Below are 23,208 nucleotides of genomic sequence, written 5' to 3'. Positions count from 1 at the left end.
ATTGATCCCCCGGACGGGCTTTTCTTAGCTCTTCCGGCTTCTCCCCATAATAATTATGCGCCATAACTAAATCGTTTCAACACTTTATCCTTAAGTGTCTTCAACAACTTAGGTGTCTTGCTCCTGGATGGATCTCAAAACGCATCTATTCTCCCACCTGCCAGACTGCTTCATCATATTGTGAAAGTAAAATGAGTTTTTTCGACATTTAGTTGTCCATATGGCCAAGAAACCTGAGCGGATCGGGTCATCGTGCGCTGGTGGGCACAAGTATCCCGTCGAAAAACGTGGCCAACCCGCGAACATCGTCTAGCGGCAGCACGTTTGACACGTATTGATCCGGCCGCACGACAATCACGCACCCTGTTTCCCGATCAATTCCTCGCATATCGAAAATGTCACCCAGCCCCTTATGGTCAACGCAGAACACCTTTTCGTGGTCTTGCAGGCCGAGCTTGCCTTTCGCGGGCTTCAGAAGCGATGGCATGTGTTCATAGTTCAGAGCATCGAACGTCTGCTGGAACACGGCCCGCACATCAATCACCGCGTCGATGTCTTCATCCTTGCGCGTGTATTTTACCAAAGGGGAACCGGCATCAGTTCGAAGCCATTCAGCCAATGTGTGAATTCCACCCCCAGACAAACCATTATCGTTGCGTCCAGCAAAAGCATATATCCGCCATCTTCCATCGGCTTCGGCAATATGGCCAAGCTGCATCTGCATCGCGTCCGAAACACGCACCACAGGTGCTGAATGAAAGCGGCGACCGACTTCCTGCCCGCGGGCCAAACCCTGATGCTTTGGTGCGGCGATCAGAGCAGATTCATCATACTTGACCGCCAAGCCACCGGTGAATTCCAGGTTGTCTTTGAACTGGCGCACAAAGCGCGGCTCATCCTCCTTGTCCAGGTCAGACTCGCCCGGAGGCATCGACATGATGCGGGCCCATTCATGATCTGTATCGACCAGACGTTTGGCCTCGACCCAGCGCTCGGCAGAGTAGCTGCGCAGCAGGCTCGCATCTGCCTTACCCTGAATGACATGGGCCAACTTCCAGCCAAGGTTAAACGTGTCCTGCATAGAAACGTTCATCCCCTGCCCCGCTTTGGGGCTATGCGTGTGGCAGGCGTCGCCCGCGGTAAAGACGCGCGGATTACGGTCTTCGCCCGGCGGGACGTCATCAAACCGATCCGTCATCCGGTGCCCGATTTCATAGATCGACCACCAGACGACCTCTTTCACGTCGATCGTATAGGGCTGCATTATTCGGTTGGCAGCCGCGATCATGTCTTCCTGCGTCAAATTACGATTGGCGACGCGTTCATCGGCGTTCAGCTTGTCCAACTCGACATACATCCTGAACAGATACCCGCCTTCGCGCGGCAGGATCAGTACGTTGCCTTCCTGTGCAGATGTGATCAGGCATTTCTGGCGCACATCCGGGAAGTCAGTATTGGCCAGAATATCCATCACGCCCCAGGCCTGATGCGCGGCGTCCCCCTCAAGCTTGCCCCCAATCGCTTTACGCACATTGGAACGCGCGCCATCGCACCCAACCACATAGTTGGCGCGCACGGTGACCGTCTCCCCCCAATTCACACCGGTATCTTCAAGCGTGACAGTCACAGGATGGTCATCGGTCGTCGGATCAATTGTCAGATCACGCACCGACCAGCTGTAATCAGGTTCCAGCCGGGCGGGGGCGTTTTTCATCACGTCCAGAAACAGCTGGTGCAGCCGGGCCTGGTTGATCAGGATGTGAGGCATTTCCGAGGAATCGTCAGTCACATCCTGAACCCTGCCGATACGTTTGATATGCGCTGGGTTTTCCGGGTCGGGCATCCAGAAACTGGTCTGGTTCACCCAATAGGTTTCACGCTTGACCTTATCGGCAAAGCCAAAGGCCTGAAACATCTCCATTGTGCGGGTATTGATCCCGTCGGCCTTGCCCTTTTCGATGTTGCCGGGGCTACGTTCGATGATCATTGTTTCGATCTCTGGGAACTGGGAAAGCTGCGCGGCAAGGCACAGCCCCGCGGGTCCGGTCCCGGCAATCAATACGTCTACTTTTTCAGGCAGCGGTGCATGTGGGCTGCGATCCCTGCGGCAAGGCGCGGCACCTTTGACGTCAGGATCGCCGCCTCGAAACCCATCTACGTAAAACTGCATCCTCACCCTCCCATTGGTCGCGCACAGCCAGTTCCAGCGTCGCCTGCAATTTAGTATCTATACTTACTATTATCCGTCAACAAATAAATATGTGTACAAATTATATCCAGATATATTATTTCTATTCAGAGGATTAGGCGTAAGTCGTGCAAAGGAAAATCGCAGATGATGGTCTACAAAATGGCCGGGCACTTGATTCGGCGGTTGAACCAGATTTCAACACATGTCTTCGCACAGCACATGCAACAGTCTGGGCTTGATCTGACCCCTGTTCAGTTCGCCGCCATGGATGCAATCGCTGCAAATCCGGGTATCGACCAAGCCGGAGTCGCCGCCAAGATCGCCTATGATCGGGCGACAATCGGCGGCGTGATCGACCGCCTTTTGAAGAAAGGGTACGTCACACGCCAAGTCAGCACGCAGGACCGCAGGGCGCGCGTCCTACATCTAAGTAATGCGGGCCAGACGTTGTTTGAAGACATCTTCCCCACGGTGCAGGCGCTACAGGACGAAATCCTACCGGGGCTCAATGCGAAAGAGCGCGCCCTCTTTATGGAACTCGCCAGAAAAGCAGTTGCACCAACTAGCCCTCAAGGTTCTGGCGATTCCTAACAAATTCGGGGCAGCTGCTCTCCGACCAGCATGTCGACGATCCGTGCGCCGCCAAACAGCGTGCGCATGGTGACACGGCCCGGCATGGCGTCGCCGACTCTGCCAATCGACGTGGCTTCGCGCCCCTCGGGCAAGGCGCGCATCGCCGCCAGCGCTGCCTCCGCCTGATCAGCAGGTACGAACAGAACCAAAGTGCCCTCATTGGCAAGATACAGTGGATCAAGACCCAAAATCTCGCACATGCCCTTCACCTCGGAGCGCAGCGGAAGTTGGGTTTCATCAATCTCGATCGAACACCCCGCAGCTTCGGCGACCTCATTCAATACCGAGGCCACCCCACCGCGTGTGGCATCTCGTGCCGCACGGGTGTCAGGCGCAGCCTGCAAAACCGACTCCATCAGATGACCAAGCCCGGCACAATCCGAGGTCACTTCGCTTGACAGGGCCATGTCGCCGCGTGCGGCAAGGATCGCGGCACCGTGGTCTCCCAGCTTGCCGTTGACCAGTACCACATCGCCATTTCGCACGTTCTCAGCCCGCAGATTGCGGTCAGGGCCAATTACACCAACCCCGGATGTAGTGATGAAAACCTTGTCGGCCATGCCACGCCCAACGACCTTGGTGTCGCCTGTCACAATCCGGACCCCGGCGCGTTCGGCTTCGGCCACCATCGAGGCCACGATACGGCGAAGCAGGGCAATTTCGGTGCCCTCTTCGATGATAAACGCGGCTGAAAGCCACAAGGGCTTTGCCCCGCCCACGGCCAGATCATTCACCGTGCCACAGACGGCAATCTTGCCGATGTCGCCACCGGGAAACTCGACCGGATCCACCACGAAACTGTCGGTGGTGAAAGCCAGACGCGCACCGGTTTCTTGAAGCGCCGCATCCATCAGACGGGCCTGATCTTCCATGGCGTCCGGCTGAAAGGCTTGGGTGAACACCGATTCAATCAGCTCACGCATGGCCTTGCCACCGCCGCCATGGGCCAGTGTCACAACCTGATCACGCATTTTCGGGGGCATCATGTTCATCGCCGCCTCCTATTCCGCCGGTTCAACAGCGCGGGCACCGCCATATTGGTAATAGGCCGCGCAGGCCCCTTCCGAGCTGACCATAAGCGCGCCCAGCGGCATTTCAGGCGTGCAGCCCTTGCCAAACTGTTCACACTGAACGGGTTTGATCCGCCCGGTCATCACAGCGCCACAGGCACAGCCTTCGGGCTCTTGTACACTCCGCGCGCCGGCGCCATAGCCGATGCCAAACTTGGCCTCGGCGTCAAAGGCGGCATAGGCAGGACGAATACGCAATCCGCTGGCGTCGATCTCGCCCAATCCGCGCCATTCAAAGCTGGGACGTTCTTCGTAGACATCTTTGATCGCGGCGATGGACACCGGATTTCCGTTCTCGGGCACAACGCGGGCATACTGGTTTTCAATCTCGGCCCGGCCATCGCGGATTTGCTCCAGCACCATCAGCACGGATTGCAAAAGGTCGAGCGGTTCAAACCCGGCCACGACCAAGGGCTTACCGTAATCTTCGGCAATGAAATCATAGGGGTGCACGCCGATGACCATCGACACATGCCCCGGGCCGACAAAGCCGTCCAACACCATATGCGGATCGTCCAACAGTGCCTTGATGGGCGGCGGCACAGTGATGTGGTTGCAAAAGACGGTGAAATTCTCAAGCCCTTCGCGCGCGGCTTGCTGAATCGACAGCGCGGTTGAAGGCGTGGTGGTTTCAAAGCCCAGCCCAAAGAACACCACCTCACGGTCGGGGTTGCGGCGGGCGATTTCCAAGGCATCCAGCGGGGAGTAAACCATCCGAATGTCAGCGCCGTCGGCTTTGGCTTGCATCAATGACTTGCGGGTGCCGGGCACACGCATGGCATCGCCGAAGGTGGTAAAGATCACTTCGGGCCGTTCGGCCAGTTCGACGCACTCATCAACGCGGCTCATGGGCAAAACACAAACCGGGCAGCCGGGACCGTGAATAAACTCGATCCCTTCGGGGGTCAGCTTATCAAGGCCATAGCGAAAGATCGCATGGGTGTGGCCACCACAGATTTCCATGATGTGCACAGGTTTTTCGGCGGTAGCGCCGATCTGATCCACCACTTTGGCGATTTCATCCAAAACCGCGCGGGCCGCGATAGGATCGCGAAATTCATCTGCGTATTTCATGCTGTGCCCTCCAATGCAGCGTCGCCTGCGGCCATGGCCTCGAGGGTTTCCTGCGCTTCACCCAGACCGCGCAGGGCCTCAAGCGTTTTCGCGGCTTCTTCCTCGTCGATTTCGCTCATGGCGAACCCGACATGGATCAAAGCCCACTTTCCGATCACCCCTTCCAGGGGACCCTGTGCAATCGGGGCAACGTTGACCTCGCGGCGCACCCCCGACACTTCGGCCATTGCCATCATTCGGTCAGCGTCTGTGACGGCGACAATCTGGCCCGGTATTCCTAGGCACATGGGTTAATCCTCCTCAGGTTCGGGGCTGTCGGTTTTGCCGGTTTCAGCAATCCCATAGCGGTCAATCTTGGCCCGCAGGCCCACGCGGCTTAGCCCCAGCTCATTTGCTGCGCGGCTTTTGTTCCATTTCAAACGAGTCAGGGTTTCGCGCAGAATGCGCATTTCGATCTGCTCGACCCGCTCTTTCAACGTCCCGTCTGACACCAGCACCTGATCCACGGCATTGTCCCCTGGTGTTTGCGGGTTGGCTTGCAGGATGTGGCGACTGATCAATTCTGGGCCCAGAATGCTGTCTTGCGAGAAGATCAGCATGCGGACCATTTCATTTTCCAGCTCGCGCAGGTTGCCGGGCCAGTCATAGCGCGCCAGAAAACGCAGCGCGTCATCGGACAATCCATGGATCGGCTTGCCGTGTTTGGCCGCCGCATCAAACAGGAAGTTCTGCGCCAGAACCGACAGATCATCCTTGCGCGCCCGTAGCGGCGGCGTGGTCAGTGTAGTTTTGCTAAGGGCATAGTACAGATCAGACCGAAACCGACCTTCGGCAACATCCACCGACAGATCGGAATGGGCCGAGGCCATCAGGCGCACATCGCTGGTTTCCAGTTCGCTCGCGCCGATCGGGCGAAAGGTGCCTTCGGTCGCAAAACGCGCCATCACGCGTTGCATCCGAGGCGACAGGTCGGCCACACCGCGCAGAAACACCGTGCCTTTGTCGGCTTTGCGCAGCACTCCAACCTTTTGCGTCTGGCGCCCCTGAACCGATCCGCGCTTGGCCCCGAAAAGTTCGATTTCCAGCAGATCGTCATCCACGCCCGAGCAGTTGACCTCGACGTATCGCCGATCAGACCGCAATGAGCTGTAGTGCATCGCGCGGGCCAGAGCGGATTTGTCGGTGCCCGCTTCACCCTGGATCAGCACGGCAACATCGAAGCTGGCAAACTGCCGCGCCTGCGCCACAACGCTGTTCAGCGGAGAGTTGGGCGCCCGCAGGACATTTTCAAACCCAAGTCCTTCGCGCAGCGTTTTGCGCTGTTCTTCGACCTTGCTTTCGACCGTGCGCGTCAGGAAACGCATTTCCAGCGCCATCTGATCGTGTTCGCGGGTCAGACGAAACAGATCAGTGGCATTCTTGGCGCTCATAACCAGATGATCGGGATGCCATGGCTTGGTCAGAAACTGATAAATCCCGGCCTCGTTGATGGCGGCGATGATATCATTGGTTTCAGTATAGCCCGTGATGATGATGCGGACAGTATCAGGCCAGCGGTCGCGCACCTCGGTCAGGAATTCGACACCTGAACGCCCCGGCATGCGCTGATCGCAAAAGATCGCCTGAACAAAGTTCTCTTCCATGTATTGCATGGCAACCTCGGCATTCGGTGCGGTCAGGCACTCGAATTCATCCTCAAGCGCCATGCGCATCGACGCCAAGGAATGCTCCTCGTCATCGACCAACAGGATTGTAGGAAGCGCCTCGGTCATGGGTTACTCCGCTGCCAGGCTGCCTTGTTTGCGCTGCAACGAACTGCGCAACCAATTGAGCCAGTTTTCCATGCCCTCGCCAGTGCGGGCCGAGACACGAATGACCTCAATCCCCGGGTTCACGCGGCGCAGGTTCTTTTCGTACAGGTCCAGATCAACGTCGCAATGAGGTGCCAGATCGACCTTGTTCAACAATGCCAACCGCGAGGCGGTAAACATATCTGGGTATTTCAACGGCTTGTCTTCACCTTCGGTCACACTGAGGATCGCAACCTTGCAATCTTCGCCCAGATCAAACGCGGCAGGACAGACAAGATTGCCAACGTTTTCGATGAACAAGATCGAGTGTTCAGCCAGATCCAGATGTTCCATCGCGTGGCCCACCATGTGACCGTCCAGATGGCAGCCCTTACCGGTGTTCACCTGCACCGCAACCGCTCCGGTGGCACGGATACGGTCGGCATCATTGGCAGTTTGCTGATCCCCTTCGATCACGGCCAAAGGCTGATCGCCCAATGCCTCGATGGTTTTGCACAACAAGGTCGTTTTGCCAGAACCGGGCGAAGACACCATGTTCACGGCGAAGGCTCCCAGAGCGGTCAACGTAGCCCGGTTGGCATCCGCATAACGATCATTCTTGGCCAGAATGTCGGTTTCAATCTCGATCAATCGGTCCTGACTCATCCCCGGCACTTCGACCCCGGCAGGGCCATGGCCGAAATGCAGATCTCCGCCTTCGGGGTGATGATGGTGGTCGTGGTCATGAGAATGCTCATGCCCTTCCACACTGGCTGTTCCACATCCACAAACGGTACACATCACACCACCTCCAAGTCCTTGATCCTCATTTCATCGCCCGAGACAGGCATCAGCTTGCCGCCGCCGCAGTCCGGGCAGGGCGCAAGCCGGTCGTCGATTTCGACTTCTTTCATACAGTCATAGCACATGGCCTTGCCGGGCAGGTCGATCATCTCGAGCGCTGCACCTTCTGCAACCGATCCACGCATGACCACATCAAAGGCAAATTCCAGCGCCGGTTTCTCAACGCCTGAGAACTGGCCGATCTCGATCCGGACCCGTTTGACCGCGCGCACATTATGGGCGCGGGACTGATCCTCGATCACCTGACGGATTCCTTCGCATAGCGACATCTCATGCATCTTGTGCGCCCTCCTGCAAAGATACGGGAACACATGGGTCCAGAATGTCCAGCAAAAGCGGCGCATGCGAGTGTTTTTCCGCGGGCAAACGGGCCAATGACTGCGCCAGAATTCCCCCCGGCGCCAGCAGATGGTCGGTCGGTGTGAAGCGGCGAAACGCGGTGACTCTGCCAGCCTGCACTTCGGCCCGTACAGCATAGAGTCCACGCGCTGCGGGCACTAAAACAGCGCCATTCACAACCAAAGGGTCAGCCAAAGCGCCTTGCTCGACAGCTTGCAAATCCAATGCCCGCGCTGCCAGCCGCCACAGTGGGCCGCGCCCGCGCGTGACCTCGAGGTATTGCAGTACAGGATGATCCAGATGCCGCGCCGCAAGAGAGTTTTCGACAGGTGCGAGCCTTTCGGCGGAGACGGCGGTGACCGTCGGAAGAGTGTCGGTCACCGCCTCGCCGGGCGCGAAAATCTGGTCGACAGCGCGCAAATACGGGGCAATGCCTTGCTCCGTCTTCAAATAATCTTCGAACGCCGCGCCGGATTTTGGGAAAATCGCGCCTAGGGTTGGTTTAGAGAGATGCTGATTGCCGGGAGGGAGGGCCAGTGGCGCCATTCCCAACTTCGCAGGCAGCATCACTGCCAGCTTCAATGCATGATCGCGTGCAATGTCGCGACACAGGTCCTGCTTCCAGCCATTGGGCAACGCCAAGCCGAACGACAGACGTGCAGCCACCATCTGGGCAGCACGACACAGGTTAAAGATACGCGGCAACAGCTCGGCAGCGTCTTCAACGGATCGGCCCAAGACAAACTGTTCCACCGGGGGCGCAGGCACCACCCGGGGGGACAGTTTGATATGAGCGCGATCCAGCATTATTCTGCCACGTCGCCAGATATGCCAGCCGTCAAAACCTGACGGCGGGTCGGAGCCAGCGGAATTTCGGGCTGTTCAGCCTGGGCCTCGGCTTCGGCTTGCTTAGCCTCTTCGATCGCGGCCAGTTCGGCCTCGCGACTTGCTCGGATATCCGCAGAGCGATCCGTTTCCGCGCGATGCTCTTCTTGGAACAAGGCAACCATGATCGCTTCGGCCACTTCGACGGCCTGCTTTTGGGTTTTGAATTCGCCCATTGGCGAAAACAACGAGCAGGCTTTGTAACCGCCAGTCATGTCCCGCGCATTGTGGATGAACTCATAGTCGCCCGAGCCAAAGCTGATCACTTCCTTCGCGCCCGCCACCAGTTCGGACCAATCCTCGCCTTCGGTGGGCAACTGGATCAGGTTCATGAACCAAGGAGAAATCAAAACGCCAAGCGGGCGACCTTCATGGATCTTCCAGCCCACTGCCTGCACATGCAAAACCTTATTGACCATCGGGACATCGCGCATCTTGCTGTGCCAGACCTCGGTGAAGTCCGCGACCAGCAACTTGGTTTTCTGATCCAGCATATCGGCATCGCGCGCGGCATCAGAACCGGGATCCTCGGACACCAGGAACTGCTCCTTGGGTGCGTCGCAGTTGGGGCATTTCCAATCTTCGGGCAATGCAATGAACGGCGTTCCGGGCAGCACTTGCCGGGTGTCATCGCCTTCGGCTGGGTCATAGGGCGTCCAGCAGATTTTGCATTCCATGATGGCCTGGGTGCTGATCTTGTCATTCGCCCCCAGGAAGGATCCTTCAAAGCCGCTCATCGGATCGCCTCCAGCACTTCGACCAGACGTTCGCCGCTGTCCACCAGATCTTCAGGCGCTGCAATGGCGACTTCGGGCATGGAGGTCACTTCGAACGTGTCCAGGATCAACGTGTCCATCGAATTAAAGAACTGTACCCGCCAGATATGCGGCAAAGCCGTCGCCGAGACGCGGCAGTTGCCGTAACCGCGTGAAAGAATATCGACCGCGCCTTTCCCCATTGCGGCGTCCAGCCACTCCAAATCCTGTTCGGTATGGGGCAGCAATGTCAGGTTCACGACATGCGCTTCGTCATCGGACGAGAACCCGGCGGACTTATCAGCCAGTTCCACATAAATCGGAGGGGCGTTCACCACACCGGGCACCTTCGGCGCTTTGGTACCCTTGCCTTCCTTGCGTGGCACAAAGGCGCGGTCCAGCGCACCCTGCGGCACCGGGCCAACCTCGATCACATCAATGTTGGCGCCGCGCAGAACCCAAATGCCAGCGAAGACGCTTTCTTGCGCCGCGACGGCAGGCACATCGTGGATTTTCACGGACACTTCGCCCTCGCCCATTGTCTCGGCGATGAGGGCGCGATTGGGTTTGTCCAAACCAGACAGATCAAACTTAACGTTTTCGGCCCCGCGCCCGACTTTGTCGGATGCCTTCGCGATGTCACGCAGCACTGTCAGAGCCGGCGCATAGTTTTCGTCGGCCTCAATCTCGGGGATGTGGGTGGTGTAGGACCGCATATCCTGCGGCATCTGCATGTATTCCAGCTTGTCGCCCGTATCCTCAGGCTGCGAGCCGGGACCATAGCCCACTGGCGGTATATGAAAGCTTCCGACCATCTTTATTCTCCCTATTCTGCCGCGACCGGCTGGGCGAGAATCTGAGCGATCCGCACCATGTATTCATCCCAATCCCGTACCTTGGGGATGTTGCCGATCATCTGACCGTCACGGTAAAAAATCAGGCTGGGCGTTTTCAGAACCTTGGTTTCCTGACGCAGCTCTGTCTCGATATCATCGCCAACGACGGCACAATCGAACTGGCCCTGAAAGGCCATCTTCAGCTCGGGCAGGATCACCGCCACATCCGCTGTTTCCAGATTGCGCTTGGGGTCGCCTGGCACGAAAAGCGCATGGGCGCCGGGTTGTTGGATAAACGCGTCCAGCGCGTCTCGATCATTCAGGTCCTGCCAGCCCATCTCTGAGCTCAGCCTGTCAATCAACGGATGGGTCATGCGCGTTTCCTCCTGTCATGCCACCGATTTGCCTTTGGCCTGCGCCGCCTGAAGATGCGGCGGCAAGCTGGGGCCGCGCCCCTCTAAGTCTGCGAATGCGTCGCCCAGATCACCGCCCGCCATAAGTGAGCGAAGCCCATCCAGTGCGGCTGAAATCTTCTGCGCCTCGTCCGCGGTGATCACCTCGCGCGCGGCTCCCAGAAAGGTCAAGACCCAATCGCCGACCGGCACCGGGCCGGTAAGCGAAAGATCAATCTGCGCTTCTTCGCGCCCATCGGTCGCCTGCGCCGCGATCCCATCCACCGACAAGATCTGCATAGGAACCCCAACACACATCAGTCAGCCACCGGAAAGAAACGATCATCCCCGGTGCGGCAGGCCGCATCGGCGTCAGGGCGCCCCTCTTCGTAGGCATCCCGCAGGATCGAGGCATCAGCCAGCAGGCTCTGGTCGCTTTGGCCGGGACGCGCTTCGATGCCCCAGCGCTTAAGATGATCCATCGCAATCTGGATCGCGGGATCAATCTGCGCAGCCACGGTATCCCGCAGCCCCCCGCCGTAATCTTCCAACTCGACAGGTTGGCAGCCGATCAACAGGAGGGTTTCGGGGCAATAGCCCATCAACTGTGCGGTGGCGATGACGTCCTGAAAGCCCGTCTGATGCAGGCTCATTTTCTTCGCGCCCATGAACTGGGGCACGTCTTCGTTTTCGACGATTTTCATGGTGCCGGGTTCTAGCCCGTAGTCCACTGCATCAAAGACGATCAGCGTATCGGCTTCTTCCAGAAACGGCAGCAGATAGAGACCCTGCGTGCCGCCATCCAAAAGGCGTACGTTGTCGTCGAAGGCATATTTGGAGGCCATTGTCTCGACGCAACGAACGCCGAAACCTTCATCCGCCCACAGGACGTTCCCAATTCCTAATATGAGCACTTGCGCTGGCATTTTCCGGCCCTCCCAAACCTAAAAAGCTGGCTGCTTACTTTCCATTTTTTCTATCTTTGGAAGCTAATCTGCAGGAGGCGGCCACAAAACCACTTTAACCGCATTCCGCTGTATACCGTGCAAGTCCCAGTATTTTAACAATAATTAACGAATTTCAGCCCTATGAACAACTTGTCGCACGGTTAATTAGTATCCGGTTTTTCGAACAATCGTAATCTTTTCTTCCAATAAAAAAGGGCGGAGCCCAGCTCCGCCCTTTCGATTCGTACTGACTGTCGCTTAATCGGGCCGGTCGTCTTTGAAGCTCCGGTGCCCGGAAATCATCGTCGATACCATCGACTGACGGCTCATGATGTCCTCGCGGATCGCCAGATAGATGTGCACGATCATGAACAGCACGATCACCCACATCCCGATATGATGCAGGGAGTGTACCGCCTGACTGTTGCCCACCCAGGTCAGCACCCAGCCAAACATCGTGTCATAGAAACTGCCCTGTCCCGCGCCTTCCGAGTAGAGCGCAAAGCCAGTCAGGATCATGAACGGCAGGCCCAGCGTCATGGCAATGAACATCGCCGCCTGCGCCAAGGGGTTATGGCCCACGTATTTCTTGGGCTCGGACTCCATGAACAGATACCAGCGCAGTTCAAAGAACACCTCGCTCCACCAGTGTTTGTCCCACAGGGGCAACATGAACAGCTGCTTCGAGTGATGATTGCCCACCAAAGCCCAGTACATGCGCCCGAAGAACCCAACGGTCAGGATCATTCCCGCCGCGAAGTGGGCAAATCGGATGTAGCCGAACACAAACTGATGTGTTGCCTCGGCGATCTGCATGGATGGCGGCGGAGAGCCGATGAACCACCCTGTGATACACAGGACCAGAATAGCAGCCGCGTTAATCCAGTGCCAAAGCCGCACAGGGGCTTCGTATACGTAGACCGAGGTGCGACGACGCAGAGACCCGAGATCTTCGGCGGTTGCGTCACCGGTCAGGACCTGAGGCGCATCCGAGGGATCGGCAGAGGGGGCAGAAGTGACTTGGTCGCTCATGGCACCCTCCTTACTCGCGCAGGGCGCGCATCCGGCGCACCGACCAACGAATCCCCGCCAGCGATACCAACGCCGCTGACAGACCGACCACAACAATGTGGTCGGGTTGCGTCAGCCAATGGGCCTGACCTTCAACAACGGCCGCGTCATGGCCCGGATGGGCCAGAGCCGCAGTGGCAGTAGCAAAATAAGCGATAAGTAGTTTCTTCATGTCGTTTCCTCCTTAACGCACTTTGACTTCGGTCAGTTCTTCGCCATCGGGCGACATCACGTGGGTCGAACACGCCAGACAAGGGTCGAAACTGTGCAGGGTACGCAAAATCTCGACCGGCTCATCAGGACGCTCCATCGGAGTGTTCATCAAGCTTGCCTCAAACGCGCCAATGTTGCCCTGCGTATCACGCGGAGAGCCGTTCCAGGTGGTGGGAACCACACATTGGTAGTTCTCAATCCGGCCATCCTTGATCTTGATCCAGTGGCCCAACGCCCCACGCGGGGCCTCGGTCATGCCAACGCCTTTGGCCTCTTTGGGCCAGGTGCTGGGATCCCACTTTTCGATGTTCGCGGTGCTTTCGTCGCCGTTTTTGATATTGGTCATCAGCTTGTTGAAGAAGTACTTCTGCAAGCGTCCACAATATTCAGATTCCAGCGCCCGCGCCGCAGTGCGACCCAAGGTCGAGAACAGCGCATCCACCGGCAGATCCATGTCGCGCAGGAAGCCGTCGACCTGATCTTTGATGTCCTCGTGACCCTTGGCATAGCCCACGATGTAGCGGGCCAGCGGGCCAACTTCCATGGCATTGCCGCGCCAGCGCGGCGCTTTGATCCACGAATATTTGCCCTCTTCATCCAACTGTTTGATGTTGGTCTTGGTGCCTTTGGCATTCGGACCCAGCTCATAGTTGGGTTCGGTCACACCATCCCAAGGGTGCAGGCCTTTGCCGGATTCACCGTAAGAATACCACGAGTGATCGACGAACTCTTGCACCTGTTCTGGGTCGCGCGGATCAACGTCATGAACTTCGTTCAGGTTTCCGTTAATGATCGCGCCACGCGGCAGATACAGCTGCTCGGGCGAGAAGTCATTCGGGTTCTCGGGAATGTCCCCATAGGCCAGGCAGGCTTTCGAAGACAGACCGCCCCCATAGAGCCAGTTGCGGTAGAACCCACCGATGGCTTTGACGTCCGGGATATACACATTCCGGTTGAACTCGTCACACTTGTCGATGATCGAGCTGACAAGGTTCAGACGCTCCATGTTGATGGCACCGACGGCACCGGTGGAGTGCATGTTGATCGGGCACGGAACGCCGCCCACCAGCCAGTTGGGGTGCGGGTTCTTACCGCCAAAGATCGTGTGAACTTTCACGATCTCTTTTTGCAGGTCCAACGCTTCCAAATAGTGGGTGGTGGCCATCAGGTCTGCCTCGGGAGGCAGTTTATAGGCCGGGTTGTCCCAATAGCCGTTCTTGAACAGGCCCAGCTGGCCACTTTCGACGAACTTCTTCAGGCGGTTCTGCACGTCCCGGAAATAGCCGGGCGAAGACAGCGGGTGTGCCGGCGATACCGCTTGTTGCAGTTCTGACGTCGCCTTGGGATCAGCGCGCAGCGCGTTGATCGGGTTCACCCAATCCAGTGCATGCAGGTGATAGAAGTGCACGACGTGGTCGTGGATTTCCAGGTTCAGCTGCATCATGTTGCGGATGGAGTTGGCGTTGTCGGGGATGGTGATCCCAAGCGCATCTTCCACCGCACGAACCGAGGTCAGAGCGTGGGTGCCGGTGCAAACACCGCAGATGCGTTCGGTGAAAGCCCAAGCATCGCGGGGATCACGGCCTTTCAGGATCACCTCCAGACCACGCCACATTGTGCCCGTGGAAACGGCGTTACGGATCACACCTTCATCGTCCACGTTTACTTCGCAACGCATGTGGCCTTCGATCCGGGTGACCGGGTCCACCACGATGCGGCGGCCGGTATTGTCGAGGTCGAAACCGTTCGGAGTCGTTACCATCTATCAGGCCTCCTCTTTCGTGGATTGAGTTTTCTTCTGCGCTGCCTTCAGCGCGGTGATTGCCGCGTGGGCTGCAACACCTGCACCGACGGCACCTGCGGCGGTCAGGCCAATCTTGTCGGCGTTGGCTTCAACACCAAACTGGGTCAGATCGGTCACGCGATCATAGAAGCTGCCCTGATCCCAGAATCCGTCTTCGGAACAGCCAATACAGCCGTGGCCCGATTGGATCGGAAAGCTGACACCGTCGTTCCAACGCATGGTTGAACACGCGTTATAGGTGGTCGGACCCTTACAGCCCATTTTGTACAGGCAGTAACCTTTGCGGGCGTTTTCATCGTCCCAGGCTTCGACAAACTGACCGGCATCAAAATGCGGGCGGCGATAGCATTTGTCGTGGATACGCTGGCCATAGAACATGGCTGGGCGACCCTGACGGTCCAGCTCGGGCATGCGATCAAAGGTCAGCATATAGGTGATCACGCCGGTCATAACCTCGGCGATCGGCGGGCAACCGGGCACTTTGATGATTGGCTTATCGGTGATCACCTTGTGAACCGGTGTTGCCTGCGTCGGGTTCGGCTTGGCGGCCTGTACACAACCATAAGACGCACAAGCGCCCCAGCTGATCACAGCTTTAGCATCCTTGGCGGCGTGTTTCAGCTTCTCGACAAAGGGTTTACCACCCGAGATACAGAACATGCCGTCTTCATTCAGCGGCGGGTTGCCTTCGACCGCCAGAATGTAGTTGCCTTTGTACTTCTGGATTGTTTCCTCAAAGGCGGCTTCGGCGGCGTGGCCAGCAGCGGCCATCAGCGTGTCGTCGTAATCCAACGAGATCATCGACAACACCACATCCTTGGCAAGCGGGTGGGCCGAGCGGATGAAGCTTTCGGAACAGCAGGTGCATTCCAGCCCGTGCACCCAGATCACTGGCGTACGGGGCTTGGTTTCCATTGCATGAGCAATCTTAGGCACAAAACTGGGCGACAGGCCCAGCGCCGCTGCCGTCAGCGAGCAGTACTTCATGAAGCTGCGTCGGGTAATCCCCTGTCGCCGCATGACGTCGTAAAAGGTTTCTATCTGGCTCAAAGCTGGCCCTCCCTAGCGCGTCTGATTCTGTCGGAATGCAAATGCATACATTCCCTCAGCTTCAAAATGACGGGTTGGGGCGGGGCAGTAAAAAAGAAAGCCGAGCGTCGGGTGGAATTAATTAATGTGATTTTAATCAGGTACTTATGAAGATTGTCGCACAGATTTCCGCATCTGCAGCTGAGAGGGCGATAACCGGGTTTTCAACCTGCCGGTCAGCCGCTTACCGGGCCAGGGCCGCCGCGATCACGGCTTGTCCCAAAGCCAGCCCGCCATCGTTGGCAGGGGTGTGGGTGTGCAGCAGAACCGGCACATCAGGCAGCTGGTCCACCACTTCGGCCAGAAGGCGTGCGTTCTGAAAACACCCACCCGACAGTGCCACGGCCCGCGCCGCACCGCTTTCGATCAGCGCCTTGGCGGGGGCGGCAAAGGCCCGGGCCAGGCCCGTATGAAATGCGGCTGAAACCTGCGCGACCTTCGCCCCGGCATCAAGGTCCGCGCACATCGCACGGATCATCGGCGCGGGGTCAATGCACGACCCGTCGACGGTGAAATCATAACCTGCGTGTTGGGTGCCCTGCCCCAAGGCCTCTAGCCGCATCGCGGCCTCGCCTTCGAAGCTCTGGCGATCCGGGCAAAGCCCGCAGAGCGCAGCCACGGCATCGAACAACCGACCCGCGCTGGAAGACAGCGGCGCGTTCACGCCTTTGGCTGCGGCTTGACGCGCGATCTGCAATGGCTTGTCACCAAACAGCGCATCTGCCCGATCTGAAAGGCCCGCTTGATCGAGCCGCACCAAAGCGTTGCGCCACGGCTCGGCCGAGGCGCGATCACCGCCGATCATTGGCGCGGGTTTCAGCCATGCCTGCCGTGTGTAGCCGCGATAATCCCCCAACAAAATCTCACCGCCCCAAACCGTGCCATCATCGCCCAGACCGATCCCATCCAGAATGATCCCAGCCACCGGACCGCCATCCAATGGCCAGCCGTTTTCGGCCAAACAGGCGGCCAGATGGGCATGGTGATGTTGCACCTCGATCACCGGCAATCCCTTGCTGCGCGCATGTTGCGAGGCGCGGAAATCCGGGTGCAGATCACAGGCCACCATCCGCGGGCTATGGTCAAACAGATCTGCATAGTCGGCATCTGCCTGCAAAAAAGCGTCATAGGTGAGCGCCTCGTCCAGTTCACCCAGATGATGGCCCAACAGCGCCTGCCCGTTTTTGATCAGGCAGATCGCCGATTTCATCTGCCCGCCATAGGCGACGACCTGAGGCGCGTCTTCAAACCCTTCAGGTAAGGGCAGCGTTCCCGGCACCCGCCCACGGGCGCGACGAAGGATCATCGGACCGTGCGGTGTGATCCGTTCAACGCTATCATCCAAACGGCGGGCAATATCACGATCATGCATCAGATAGGCGTCTGCAAAGCCAGACAGTTTCTGGCGCGCCTCTTCGTTCCCTATGACTTGCGGCTCACCCGACAGGTTGCCGCTGGTCATCACCAAGGGGCGGTCAAGAGCATCCAGCAACAGGTGATGCACCGGCGTGTACGGCAGCATCCATCCAAGGCTGGCCTGACCCGGCGCAACCGTTTCAGGCAGCGCCGCGCCCCCCTTGTCTAGCAGGACAATCGGAGCGGCAGCGTCCTGAAGCAAGGCCTCTTCTTCAGGAGAGACCTGCGCGTACTGGCGGATGGTACCCAACCGCGCCATCAGGGCAAATGGCTTGGCCGGGCGGTGTTTGCGCTTGCGCAATGTATCAACGGCTTGCGCATTCGTCGCATCACAGGCCAGATGAAACCCGCCCAATCCTTTGATCGCCAGAACCTCGCCCTGCGCCAGACGCGCGGCGGCCCCGGCAATGGGATCACCGCCATCAGGTTCCAGCCACACCCGAGGACCACAGTCGGCACAGGCAACGGGTTGGGCATGAAATCGGCGGTCGGCAGGATTTTCATATTCGTCGCGACACGCATCGCACATGTCAAACGGCGCCATGGTGGTTTGAGCACGGTCATAGGGCAGCGCGCGCAGAATGGTGAACCGTGGGCCGCAATGGGTGCAATTGGCAAAGGCATAGCCGTATCGCCGATTAGATGGGTCGCGAATGTCCGACAGGCAATCCGGGCATGTGGCCGCATCAGGCGTGACCCGCGTTTCGGCCCCAGCCCCTTGCGAAGCAACAATTTCAAACCCATCGCCCGGTTCAATTTGCACCGCTTCGGCTTCGATCTGGTCAATCCGAGCCAAAGGCGGGGCTTCGGCGCGCAACGCCTTTTGGAAGGCCGGCAGTGCCTCGCCAACCGCAAGGATCAAGACGCCTTCTGGGTCGTTCAGAACGTGGCCACGCAACCCAAATCGTTGCGCCAGCTGCCAGACGAAAGGCCTGAACCCCACGCCCTGCACCTGTCCGCGGACTCGTATTCGTTGCCCGTGTTCCATGCCAGTTAGTGCACAGTGCAAACCATGCACGGGTCAAAGCTGCGTACGATATGCTGCACGCTTATGGGCGTATCTTCGCCTTCACCCACAGGCGCGCCGACCAACGCGGCCTCCACAGGGCCGGGCACGCCATTTGAATCACGCGGGCTAAAGTTCCACGTCGTGGGCGCGATGATCTGGTACGAGGTGATCTCTCCGCCCCTGAACTGCACCCAGTGCCCCAAAGCGCCTCGGGCGGCCTCGACCAAACCGCTGCCTTCGCCATCGTCGGGAATCACAACCGGCTCCATGAAACTTTGGCTGGGATCGATTTGCGCAACATGGCGTTCCAGCGCGATCTGGGTACGTGCAACTTCGAGTACGCGGCCAAAGATACGCGCCCGCACGCTGGCCTCTTGGGCCAAGGCGACGGCCAGCGGATGACCATCAACGATCTGTCGGGCCAAAGCACCGGTTTCGAAAACCTCATCATTCAAACGAGGGGCCTTGCACCAGCTATATCCGTCTTCGCCCATGTCCTCGTCAGGCAGGGTCTGGCCCCGGGTTGGATGCGCCGTATCGCCCAGCATCCAGGCATGGCTCAGGTCTTCGCGGATCAACGCCGGATCAAAGTCGCCTCGTGCCCCGTTCGCCCAGGTTCCCTGCTTGAACATCGGCCCCGAAGCACTTGGGTAGGCTCCGAACGACAAATAGCGCCCCTCTCCGCGCCCAGCTTCGTTCAGGCCAAGATCGTTGGCGATTTGCAAAAACAAGCCGACGTCACCGGTGGCCCAGCTGTCCAGTTCGGCGACAGTCGACAGGTTTACGAATGCCTCCAGCGGCGCGCCAAACAGCTGTGTTTCAAGATACCTGCGAAAAGTTTTCAGATCCGTCGCAATACGGATTTTATCACGGCTGGTGGGCGCTTTGGTGGCACCGCCTGGCTGAATGGCCAATGTGTGTGGCCACTTGCCCCCCAGCAGGCCAACGATGTGAAACAACCGCGCACGCGCATCAGTGGCCGCGCGCAAACCCGAGCCTTGCATCGCAGTAAACCGTTCCACGGCTTTATTGTACCAGCCGCGCCCCTGATAGATGGGGCGGGTGAAATCCGGCATGAAGAACAGATGGAAATGGGTAATGTGATCGGCGAGGTTTTCGACCGCGTGCATCAAAACGGCGATCTTTTCCCCTTCGACCGAAGGTGTCACCCCCGCGGCATCCGCCAAGGCCCGCGCTGCTGCAACGGACTGGCTTATCGAGCAGATGCCGCAAATACGCGGTGTGATGGTCAATGCTTCGGTCGGGGGCTTGCCCAGCAGAATACGTTCAAACCCCCGAAACAACGGCGAGTTGGCATAGGCGGCCGTGACCCGGCCATCCGCCACATCAAGGCGGATTTCCAGATCCCCCTCAACCCGGTTGAACGGACCGACGATCAAAGAGGTATCGCTCATGATTTTGGGACTTTCAGGCTTGGGGGTACAGTCACGCGGTCCGAGGTGGCATTAACCCCGATCCGCCGTGGCGTTGCGGCTTTGGACAGGCTGGCCAGCGCCATAAACCATGCTTTGGGCATATCCGACGGCAACCCCACAGGGATGCCCGCGAACTTGGGGGTTTCGGTGAAACGGTGCCCCGGTTCTTCGAACTCCGGCGCGGTGCAATTGATGCATGGATACCCCGCACGGGTGCAGCTGCCTTCGCCATTCCAGGTGCGGATATTGCAATCTCCGACAGCCTGCGTACCGATGCAGCCAAGATGTTCCATCATGCAGCCGATCTCTGACAGTTTGGTCGCGCTGGCCTTGTATTCGTAGAACTCGTTCTTTGGGCAGGCGTGATGAACCAGATGATCCGCATAGAACCGTGGGCGCCCAAAGCCATCCAGAGAGTCCAGGCTAAGTTCATCCGCCGCCAGCAACAGCAAGGTTTCCGTCACCCAATCAGGGTGGGTTGGGCAGCCCGCGATATTGACAACAGGCAGGCCCGACTTACTGGTAAAATCGGCAGCCAAAGCAGCGCCACGGTGAGAGCCTTCATACTGGACCCCGGTGGCATCTGACGGGTTCTCCCCCGATGAGGTCACCCCCCCATAGGTCGCGCAGGTACCGACGGCCACCACGTGGCGGGCTTTGGGGGCAAGGCTTTGCGTCCAGTCCAGCATCGAACGGCCAGTCCCTGCCAACATGTGGTATTTGCCTGTGCCATTGGGCCCGCGCACAATCGAGCCTTCGATGCAAAGGACATCCAATTCCTGCTCACCGCTTTCGATCCGTTGCAGCAACCGGCGCACCTCGGCCCCGGTTTCAAGGCTTAGCGAAGGATGCCACAGAAAGGAAATGCCCGCGCCTTCCAGCAGTTCAAGCACGTTAGGGCTTTCTGCGCAGAGCGTTGACATCGTGCAACCCCCGCAGCCCGCAGACTGTAGCCATAGAATGTTCATGTCGGCTCTCCTGTGGGCAGCTCCAAACGGAAACAGGCCCCTTTGCCTTCTTTCGCGACCAAGCTCAGAGAGCCCCCGTGCTCTTCTGCAATCTTGTGCGAAATCGACAAACCCAGCCCGGTTCCATCCCCGACCTGTTTAGTCGTGAAGAAAGGATCAAAAATGGTTGTGCTGATATCCTCGGGAACGCCAGGCCCATTGTCGCAAACCGTCAAAACAGCACGGTCCCCAACCTGCGAAAGATCAAGGCAAATTGCGGCATCTTCAACACCGGCCAATGCATCGACGGCATTTTGAACAAGGTTCATTACAACCTGCTGGATATGACCGGGCCGCCCATAGGCCATGCAATTCTCTTCGCCCCGATAGGTAATTTCATAGGCGGACTTGGTACCGCGCTTCACCCAATTGGCGGCGATGCGCGCGGTTTCTGACAGGTCAAACTGGCTGAACTCTCCCGACCCATCCGCCGACAGACGACGCAGATCTTCTACGATGCTGCGCACCCGCTCCGAGCCATCGCGCGCGCCCTCAATCGCGATGCGCAGGTTCTTGAGATCGCGATCCAGTTTCAGTTCCTGGCGCAGTTCAATCAGGTCCGTGCGCGACGCCCCGGCCTGCACCTGTTCGAAATAGGTTTCGAACCGATCAAGATACTTTTCCAACACATGAGTGTTGGCATAGACAAAGCTGATGGGGTTGTTCAGTTCATGCGCGACACCCGCCAACAAACGACCCAGCGACGCAAGCTTTTCGTTGCGCACCAGCTGGCCCTGCGCGTGTTTCAGTTCTTCGTGGCTGTGTTCCAATTCGGAAAATGCACGCCGCAATTCACCCAGTGTGCGTCCGGTCAGAACCACCCCCGTGGCCCGGCGGCGTTTGTCCAGTCGTGGTGCGACTTTAAATTCAACTGGGTCAGGCCCGTCTCGCGTGATCAGATCGGCCTCAAGCGTTGCACCGGTTTTCATGCTAAATGTCAGATGGATCGTATCCAGCAAATTTGCGCGATGACTGTCGGACAGAAAGGCCCCGATATCGCGCCCGATCAAATCCTCTTTGGCAACCCCAACTGCGGCACAAAAGGACGCACTGGCATCGGTGATCCGGCAGTCTTTTCCCGTGACGATCAGGAAATCACTGATCGAGGTCATGACCGACGACAGAAAAGAGCGCAGCTGCATCAGCTCTGTGTTGCGGGCTTCCAGCTGCTCCTGGTAATCCACAAGCTCAGCATAAGTCTTGTCGACGGCCTCAAGCACATCAACCCACGCCTCTTCTCCGAAGTTGGCCGCTTCCTGAGCCACGTTGTCTCCTATTTCAATCGCGCGCACCTGTTCTTGGCAAAAGCCTACGTCATCGCCTTCTATTTGTAAAAACCATAGAGTGCGACGCGTCGTCCGATGTGTGCTCAACGAAAGAATGCAGGCAGGCGCAGACACTTAGGCACGGCCAAGCAACGGTGCACATGATGCCGCTTTTCGGAGTATTGGCAGTCTTAACTACAGCTCTTCGGCCCAGGGTGGGTTGGCTCCGGCGCGCGAAACCGTCACCGCCGCTACGCGCGCACCAAATTCCAACGCCTCGGCAACCATGTCTGGTGAAATCTGGCGAAGGCCGGATTTGGTCAGCGCGCCAATCTGCGAAAGCTTTGCCAGAACACCCGCGTTGAAAGTATCGCCAGCGCCGACTGTATCGACCACCTCGACCCTTTGCGCGGGCACCGAAACTTCGGCCCCATCCGCCAGTACGGCGGTCGCCCCTTCACCGCCTTTGGTCAGGATAATCAACGCCGGCCCCATGGTGAGCATCTTGCGCACTTTCGACTCTAACGAATCCGGTGCTGGCAGAATCCAGTTCAGATCTTCGTCCGAGATTTTCAGGATGTCGGACCGGGCAATCATCGCCTCTAGCCGCGCGCGATACCGCGCTTCATCCTTGATGAAACTGGGTCGAATGTTGGGATCAATCATCACAGCCCGGTCTTTGCCCTCGCGGGCCAGGAGCGCGGCATAGGCATCTGCCCCCGGCTCGCATGCCAAACTGATGCCCCCAAAATAAAGCGTTGAAATATCGTCGGGCAATGCAGGCATGTCGTCGGGTGCCAGCATCCGCCCGGCGGTGTTTTCGTCATAGAATGAATAGGTCGCGTGGCCATCTGTTAGCTTCACGAAAGCCAGGGTCGTTGGACGATCCGTGGTGATAATATGGGAAGTATCCACGTGGCTAGCAGCTAGCGCATCCGCCAGTTGCGCCCCAAACATGTCACGCGACAGACCCGTCAGCATCCCGGTCCGCACGCGCAGTCGGCCAAGCGCAATCGCTGTGTTGAAAATCGCCCCGCCGGAATGCGGCACGAACCCATCGCGACCGCTGTCCGTGGGGGCGGGGATCATATCTATCAGCGCTTCGCCACAGCAAAGGATCAT

The 23,208-nt window shown here is 58.3% G+C and carries 23 protein-coding genes; 1 reads left to right on the top strand and 22 read right to left on the bottom strand.

Annotated elements, in window-relative coordinates; translation table 11 throughout:
• Positions 1–247: 247 nt before the first annotated feature.
• On the bottom strand, positions 248–2,170 hold the full coding sequence (locus tag ATO10_RS12915) for an FAD-dependent monooxygenase (RefSeq protein WP_035252228.1): 1,923 nt from the start codon (positions 2,168–2,170) through the stop codon (positions 248–250).
• 165 nt (positions 2,171–2,335) lie between these two features.
• Here ATO10_RS12915 and ATO10_RS12910 point away from each other — a divergent pair, with 165 nt between their 5' ends.
• Positions 2,336–2,782, top strand: a complete 447-nt coding sequence (locus tag ATO10_RS12910; RefSeq protein WP_035252226.1) for a MarR family winged helix-turn-helix transcriptional regulator — start codon at positions 2,336–2,338, stop codon at positions 2,780–2,782.
• Here the strand turns inward: ATO10_RS12910 and hypE are convergent.
• From hypE to ATO10_RS12805, 21 genes are all read right to left on the bottom strand, one after another.
• Positions 2,779–3,816 (bottom strand): hydrogenase expression/formation protein HypE, encoded by a 1,038-nt coding sequence (gene hypE, locus ATO10_RS12905; RefSeq protein ID WP_035252224.1) that lies wholly within the window; start codon positions 3,814–3,816, stop codon positions 2,779–2,781. The two genes, ATO10_RS12910 and hypE, sit on opposite strands and share 4 nt — an antisense overlap.
• 9 nt (positions 3,817–3,825) lie before the next feature.
• The gene (gene hypD / locus ATO10_RS12900; protein ID WP_035252222.1) at positions 3,826–4,968 is read right to left on the bottom strand and encodes a hydrogenase formation protein HypD; all 1,143 of its coding nucleotides are present in this window, start codon (positions 4,966–4,968) and stop codon (positions 3,826–3,828) included.
• On the bottom strand, positions 4,965–5,255 hold the full coding sequence (hypC, locus tag ATO10_RS12895; RefSeq protein WP_035252221.1) for a HypC/HybG/HupF family hydrogenase formation chaperone: 291 nt from the start codon (positions 5,253–5,255) through the stop codon (positions 4,965–4,967). Before hypC ends, hypD begins: the two co-directional genes overlap by 4 nt.
• A 3-nt stretch (positions 5,256–5,258) precedes the next feature.
• Positions 5,259–6,740, bottom strand: a complete 1,482-nt coding sequence (locus tag ATO10_RS12890) for a sigma-54-dependent transcriptional regulator (protein ID WP_035252218.1) — start codon at positions 6,738–6,740, stop codon at positions 5,259–5,261.
• 3 nt (positions 6,741–6,743) lie between these two features.
• A complete protein-coding gene (gene hypB, locus ATO10_RS12885) occupies positions 6,744–7,559 on the bottom strand; it encodes a hydrogenase nickel incorporation protein HypB (RefSeq protein WP_035252217.1) in 816 nt (271 codons plus the stop codon).
• Positions 7,559–7,900 (bottom strand): hydrogenase maturation nickel metallochaperone HypA, encoded by a 342-nt coding sequence (hypA, locus tag ATO10_RS12880; protein ID WP_035252216.1) that lies wholly within the window; start codon positions 7,898–7,900, stop codon positions 7,559–7,561. The genes hypB and hypA overlap by 1 nt, the downstream gene beginning before the upstream one ends.
• Complete coding sequence (locus ATO10_RS12875; protein WP_035252215.1) at positions 7,893–8,768, bottom strand: hypothetical protein; 876 nt, start codon at positions 8,766–8,768, stop codon at positions 7,893–7,895. The genes hypA and ATO10_RS12875 overlap by 8 nt, the downstream gene beginning before the upstream one ends.
• Positions 8,768–9,583, bottom strand: a complete 816-nt coding sequence (gene hybE / locus ATO10_RS12870; RefSeq protein WP_035252214.1) for a [NiFe]-hydrogenase assembly chaperone HybE — start codon at positions 9,581–9,583, stop codon at positions 8,768–8,770. Before hybE ends, ATO10_RS12875 begins: the two co-directional genes overlap by 1 nt.
• Positions 9,580–10,416, bottom strand: a complete 837-nt coding sequence (locus tag ATO10_RS12865) for a hydrogenase expression/formation protein (protein ID WP_035252213.1) — start codon at positions 10,414–10,416, stop codon at positions 9,580–9,582. Before ATO10_RS12865 ends, hybE begins: the two co-directional genes overlap by 4 nt.
• Positions 10,417–10,427: 11 nt before the next feature.
• Positions 10,428–10,811, bottom strand: coding sequence for a thioredoxin domain-containing protein (locus ATO10_RS12860; protein ID WP_035252212.1), 384 nt, complete (start codon positions 10,809–10,811; stop codon positions 10,428–10,430).
• A gap of 15 nt (positions 10,812–10,826) precedes the next feature.
• Positions 10,827–11,147, bottom strand: coding sequence for a HypC/HybG/HupF family hydrogenase formation chaperone (locus ATO10_RS12855; protein ID WP_035252210.1), 321 nt, complete (start codon positions 11,145–11,147; stop codon positions 10,827–10,829).
• The gene (locus ATO10_RS12850) at positions 11,147–11,755 is read right to left on the bottom strand and encodes a HyaD/HybD family hydrogenase maturation endopeptidase (protein WP_035252208.1); all 609 of its coding nucleotides are present in this window, start codon (positions 11,753–11,755) and stop codon (positions 11,147–11,149) included. Before ATO10_RS12850 ends, ATO10_RS12855 begins: the two co-directional genes overlap by 1 nt.
• A 279-nt stretch (positions 11,756–12,034) precedes the next feature.
• A complete protein-coding gene (gene cybH, locus ATO10_RS12845) occupies positions 12,035–12,808 on the bottom strand; it encodes a Ni/Fe-hydrogenase, b-type cytochrome subunit (protein ID WP_035252205.1) in 774 nt (257 codons plus the stop codon).
• Positions 12,809–12,818: 10 nt separating this feature from the next.
• On the bottom strand, positions 12,819–13,019 hold the full coding sequence (locus ATO10_RS12840) for a HupE/UreJ family protein (protein ID WP_035252204.1): 201 nt from the start codon (positions 13,017–13,019) through the stop codon (positions 12,819–12,821).
• A gap of 12 nt (positions 13,020–13,031) precedes the next feature.
• Positions 13,032–14,822, bottom strand: coding sequence for a nickel-dependent hydrogenase large subunit (locus ATO10_RS12835; protein ID WP_035252202.1), 1,791 nt, complete (start codon positions 14,820–14,822; stop codon positions 13,032–13,034).
• Between the two features lie 3 nt (positions 14,823–14,825).
• Positions 14,826–15,914: a hydrogenase small subunit gene (locus tag ATO10_RS12830; protein WP_035252201.1), complete on the bottom strand. Its 1,089-nt coding sequence runs from the start codon at positions 15,912–15,914 to the stop codon at positions 14,826–14,828.
• Between the two features lie 223 nt (positions 15,915–16,137).
• On the bottom strand, positions 16,138–18,357 hold the full coding sequence (gene hypF, locus ATO10_RS12825) for a carbamoyltransferase HypF (RefSeq protein WP_035252200.1): 2,220 nt from the start codon (positions 18,355–18,357) through the stop codon (positions 16,138–16,140).
• Between the two features lie 5 nt (positions 18,358–18,362).
• Positions 18,363–19,793 carry a nickel-dependent hydrogenase large subunit gene (locus ATO10_RS12820; RefSeq protein WP_035252199.1) on the bottom strand — a complete coding sequence of 477 codons (1,431 nt, stop codon included), beginning with the start codon at positions 19,791–19,793 and terminating at the stop codon, positions 18,363–18,365.
• Positions 19,790–20,782, bottom strand: coding sequence for an NADH-quinone oxidoreductase subunit B family protein (locus ATO10_RS12815; protein ID WP_035252198.1), 993 nt, complete (start codon positions 20,780–20,782; stop codon positions 19,790–19,792). Before ATO10_RS12815 ends, ATO10_RS12820 begins: the two co-directional genes overlap by 4 nt.
• The gene (locus ATO10_RS12810) at positions 20,779–22,086 is read right to left on the bottom strand and encodes a PAS domain-containing sensor histidine kinase (protein ID WP_238323502.1); all 1,308 of its coding nucleotides are present in this window, start codon (positions 22,084–22,086) and stop codon (positions 20,779–20,781) included. Before ATO10_RS12810 ends, ATO10_RS12815 begins: the two co-directional genes overlap by 4 nt.
• Positions 22,087–22,281: 195 nt before the next feature.
• On the bottom strand, positions 22,282–23,208 hold the full coding sequence (locus ATO10_RS12805; RefSeq protein WP_035252196.1) for a carbohydrate kinase family protein: 927 nt from the start codon (positions 23,206–23,208) through the stop codon (positions 22,282–22,284).

This window comes from Actibacterium atlanticum, assembly GCF_000671395.1.
In the GTDB taxonomy this organism is placed as follows: domain Bacteria; phylum Pseudomonadota; class Alphaproteobacteria; order Rhodobacterales; family Rhodobacteraceae; genus Actibacterium_D; species Actibacterium_D atlanticum.
Note: the sequence above shows the minus strand (reverse complement) of the source record. Positions and strands in the feature narration are given on the sequence as shown.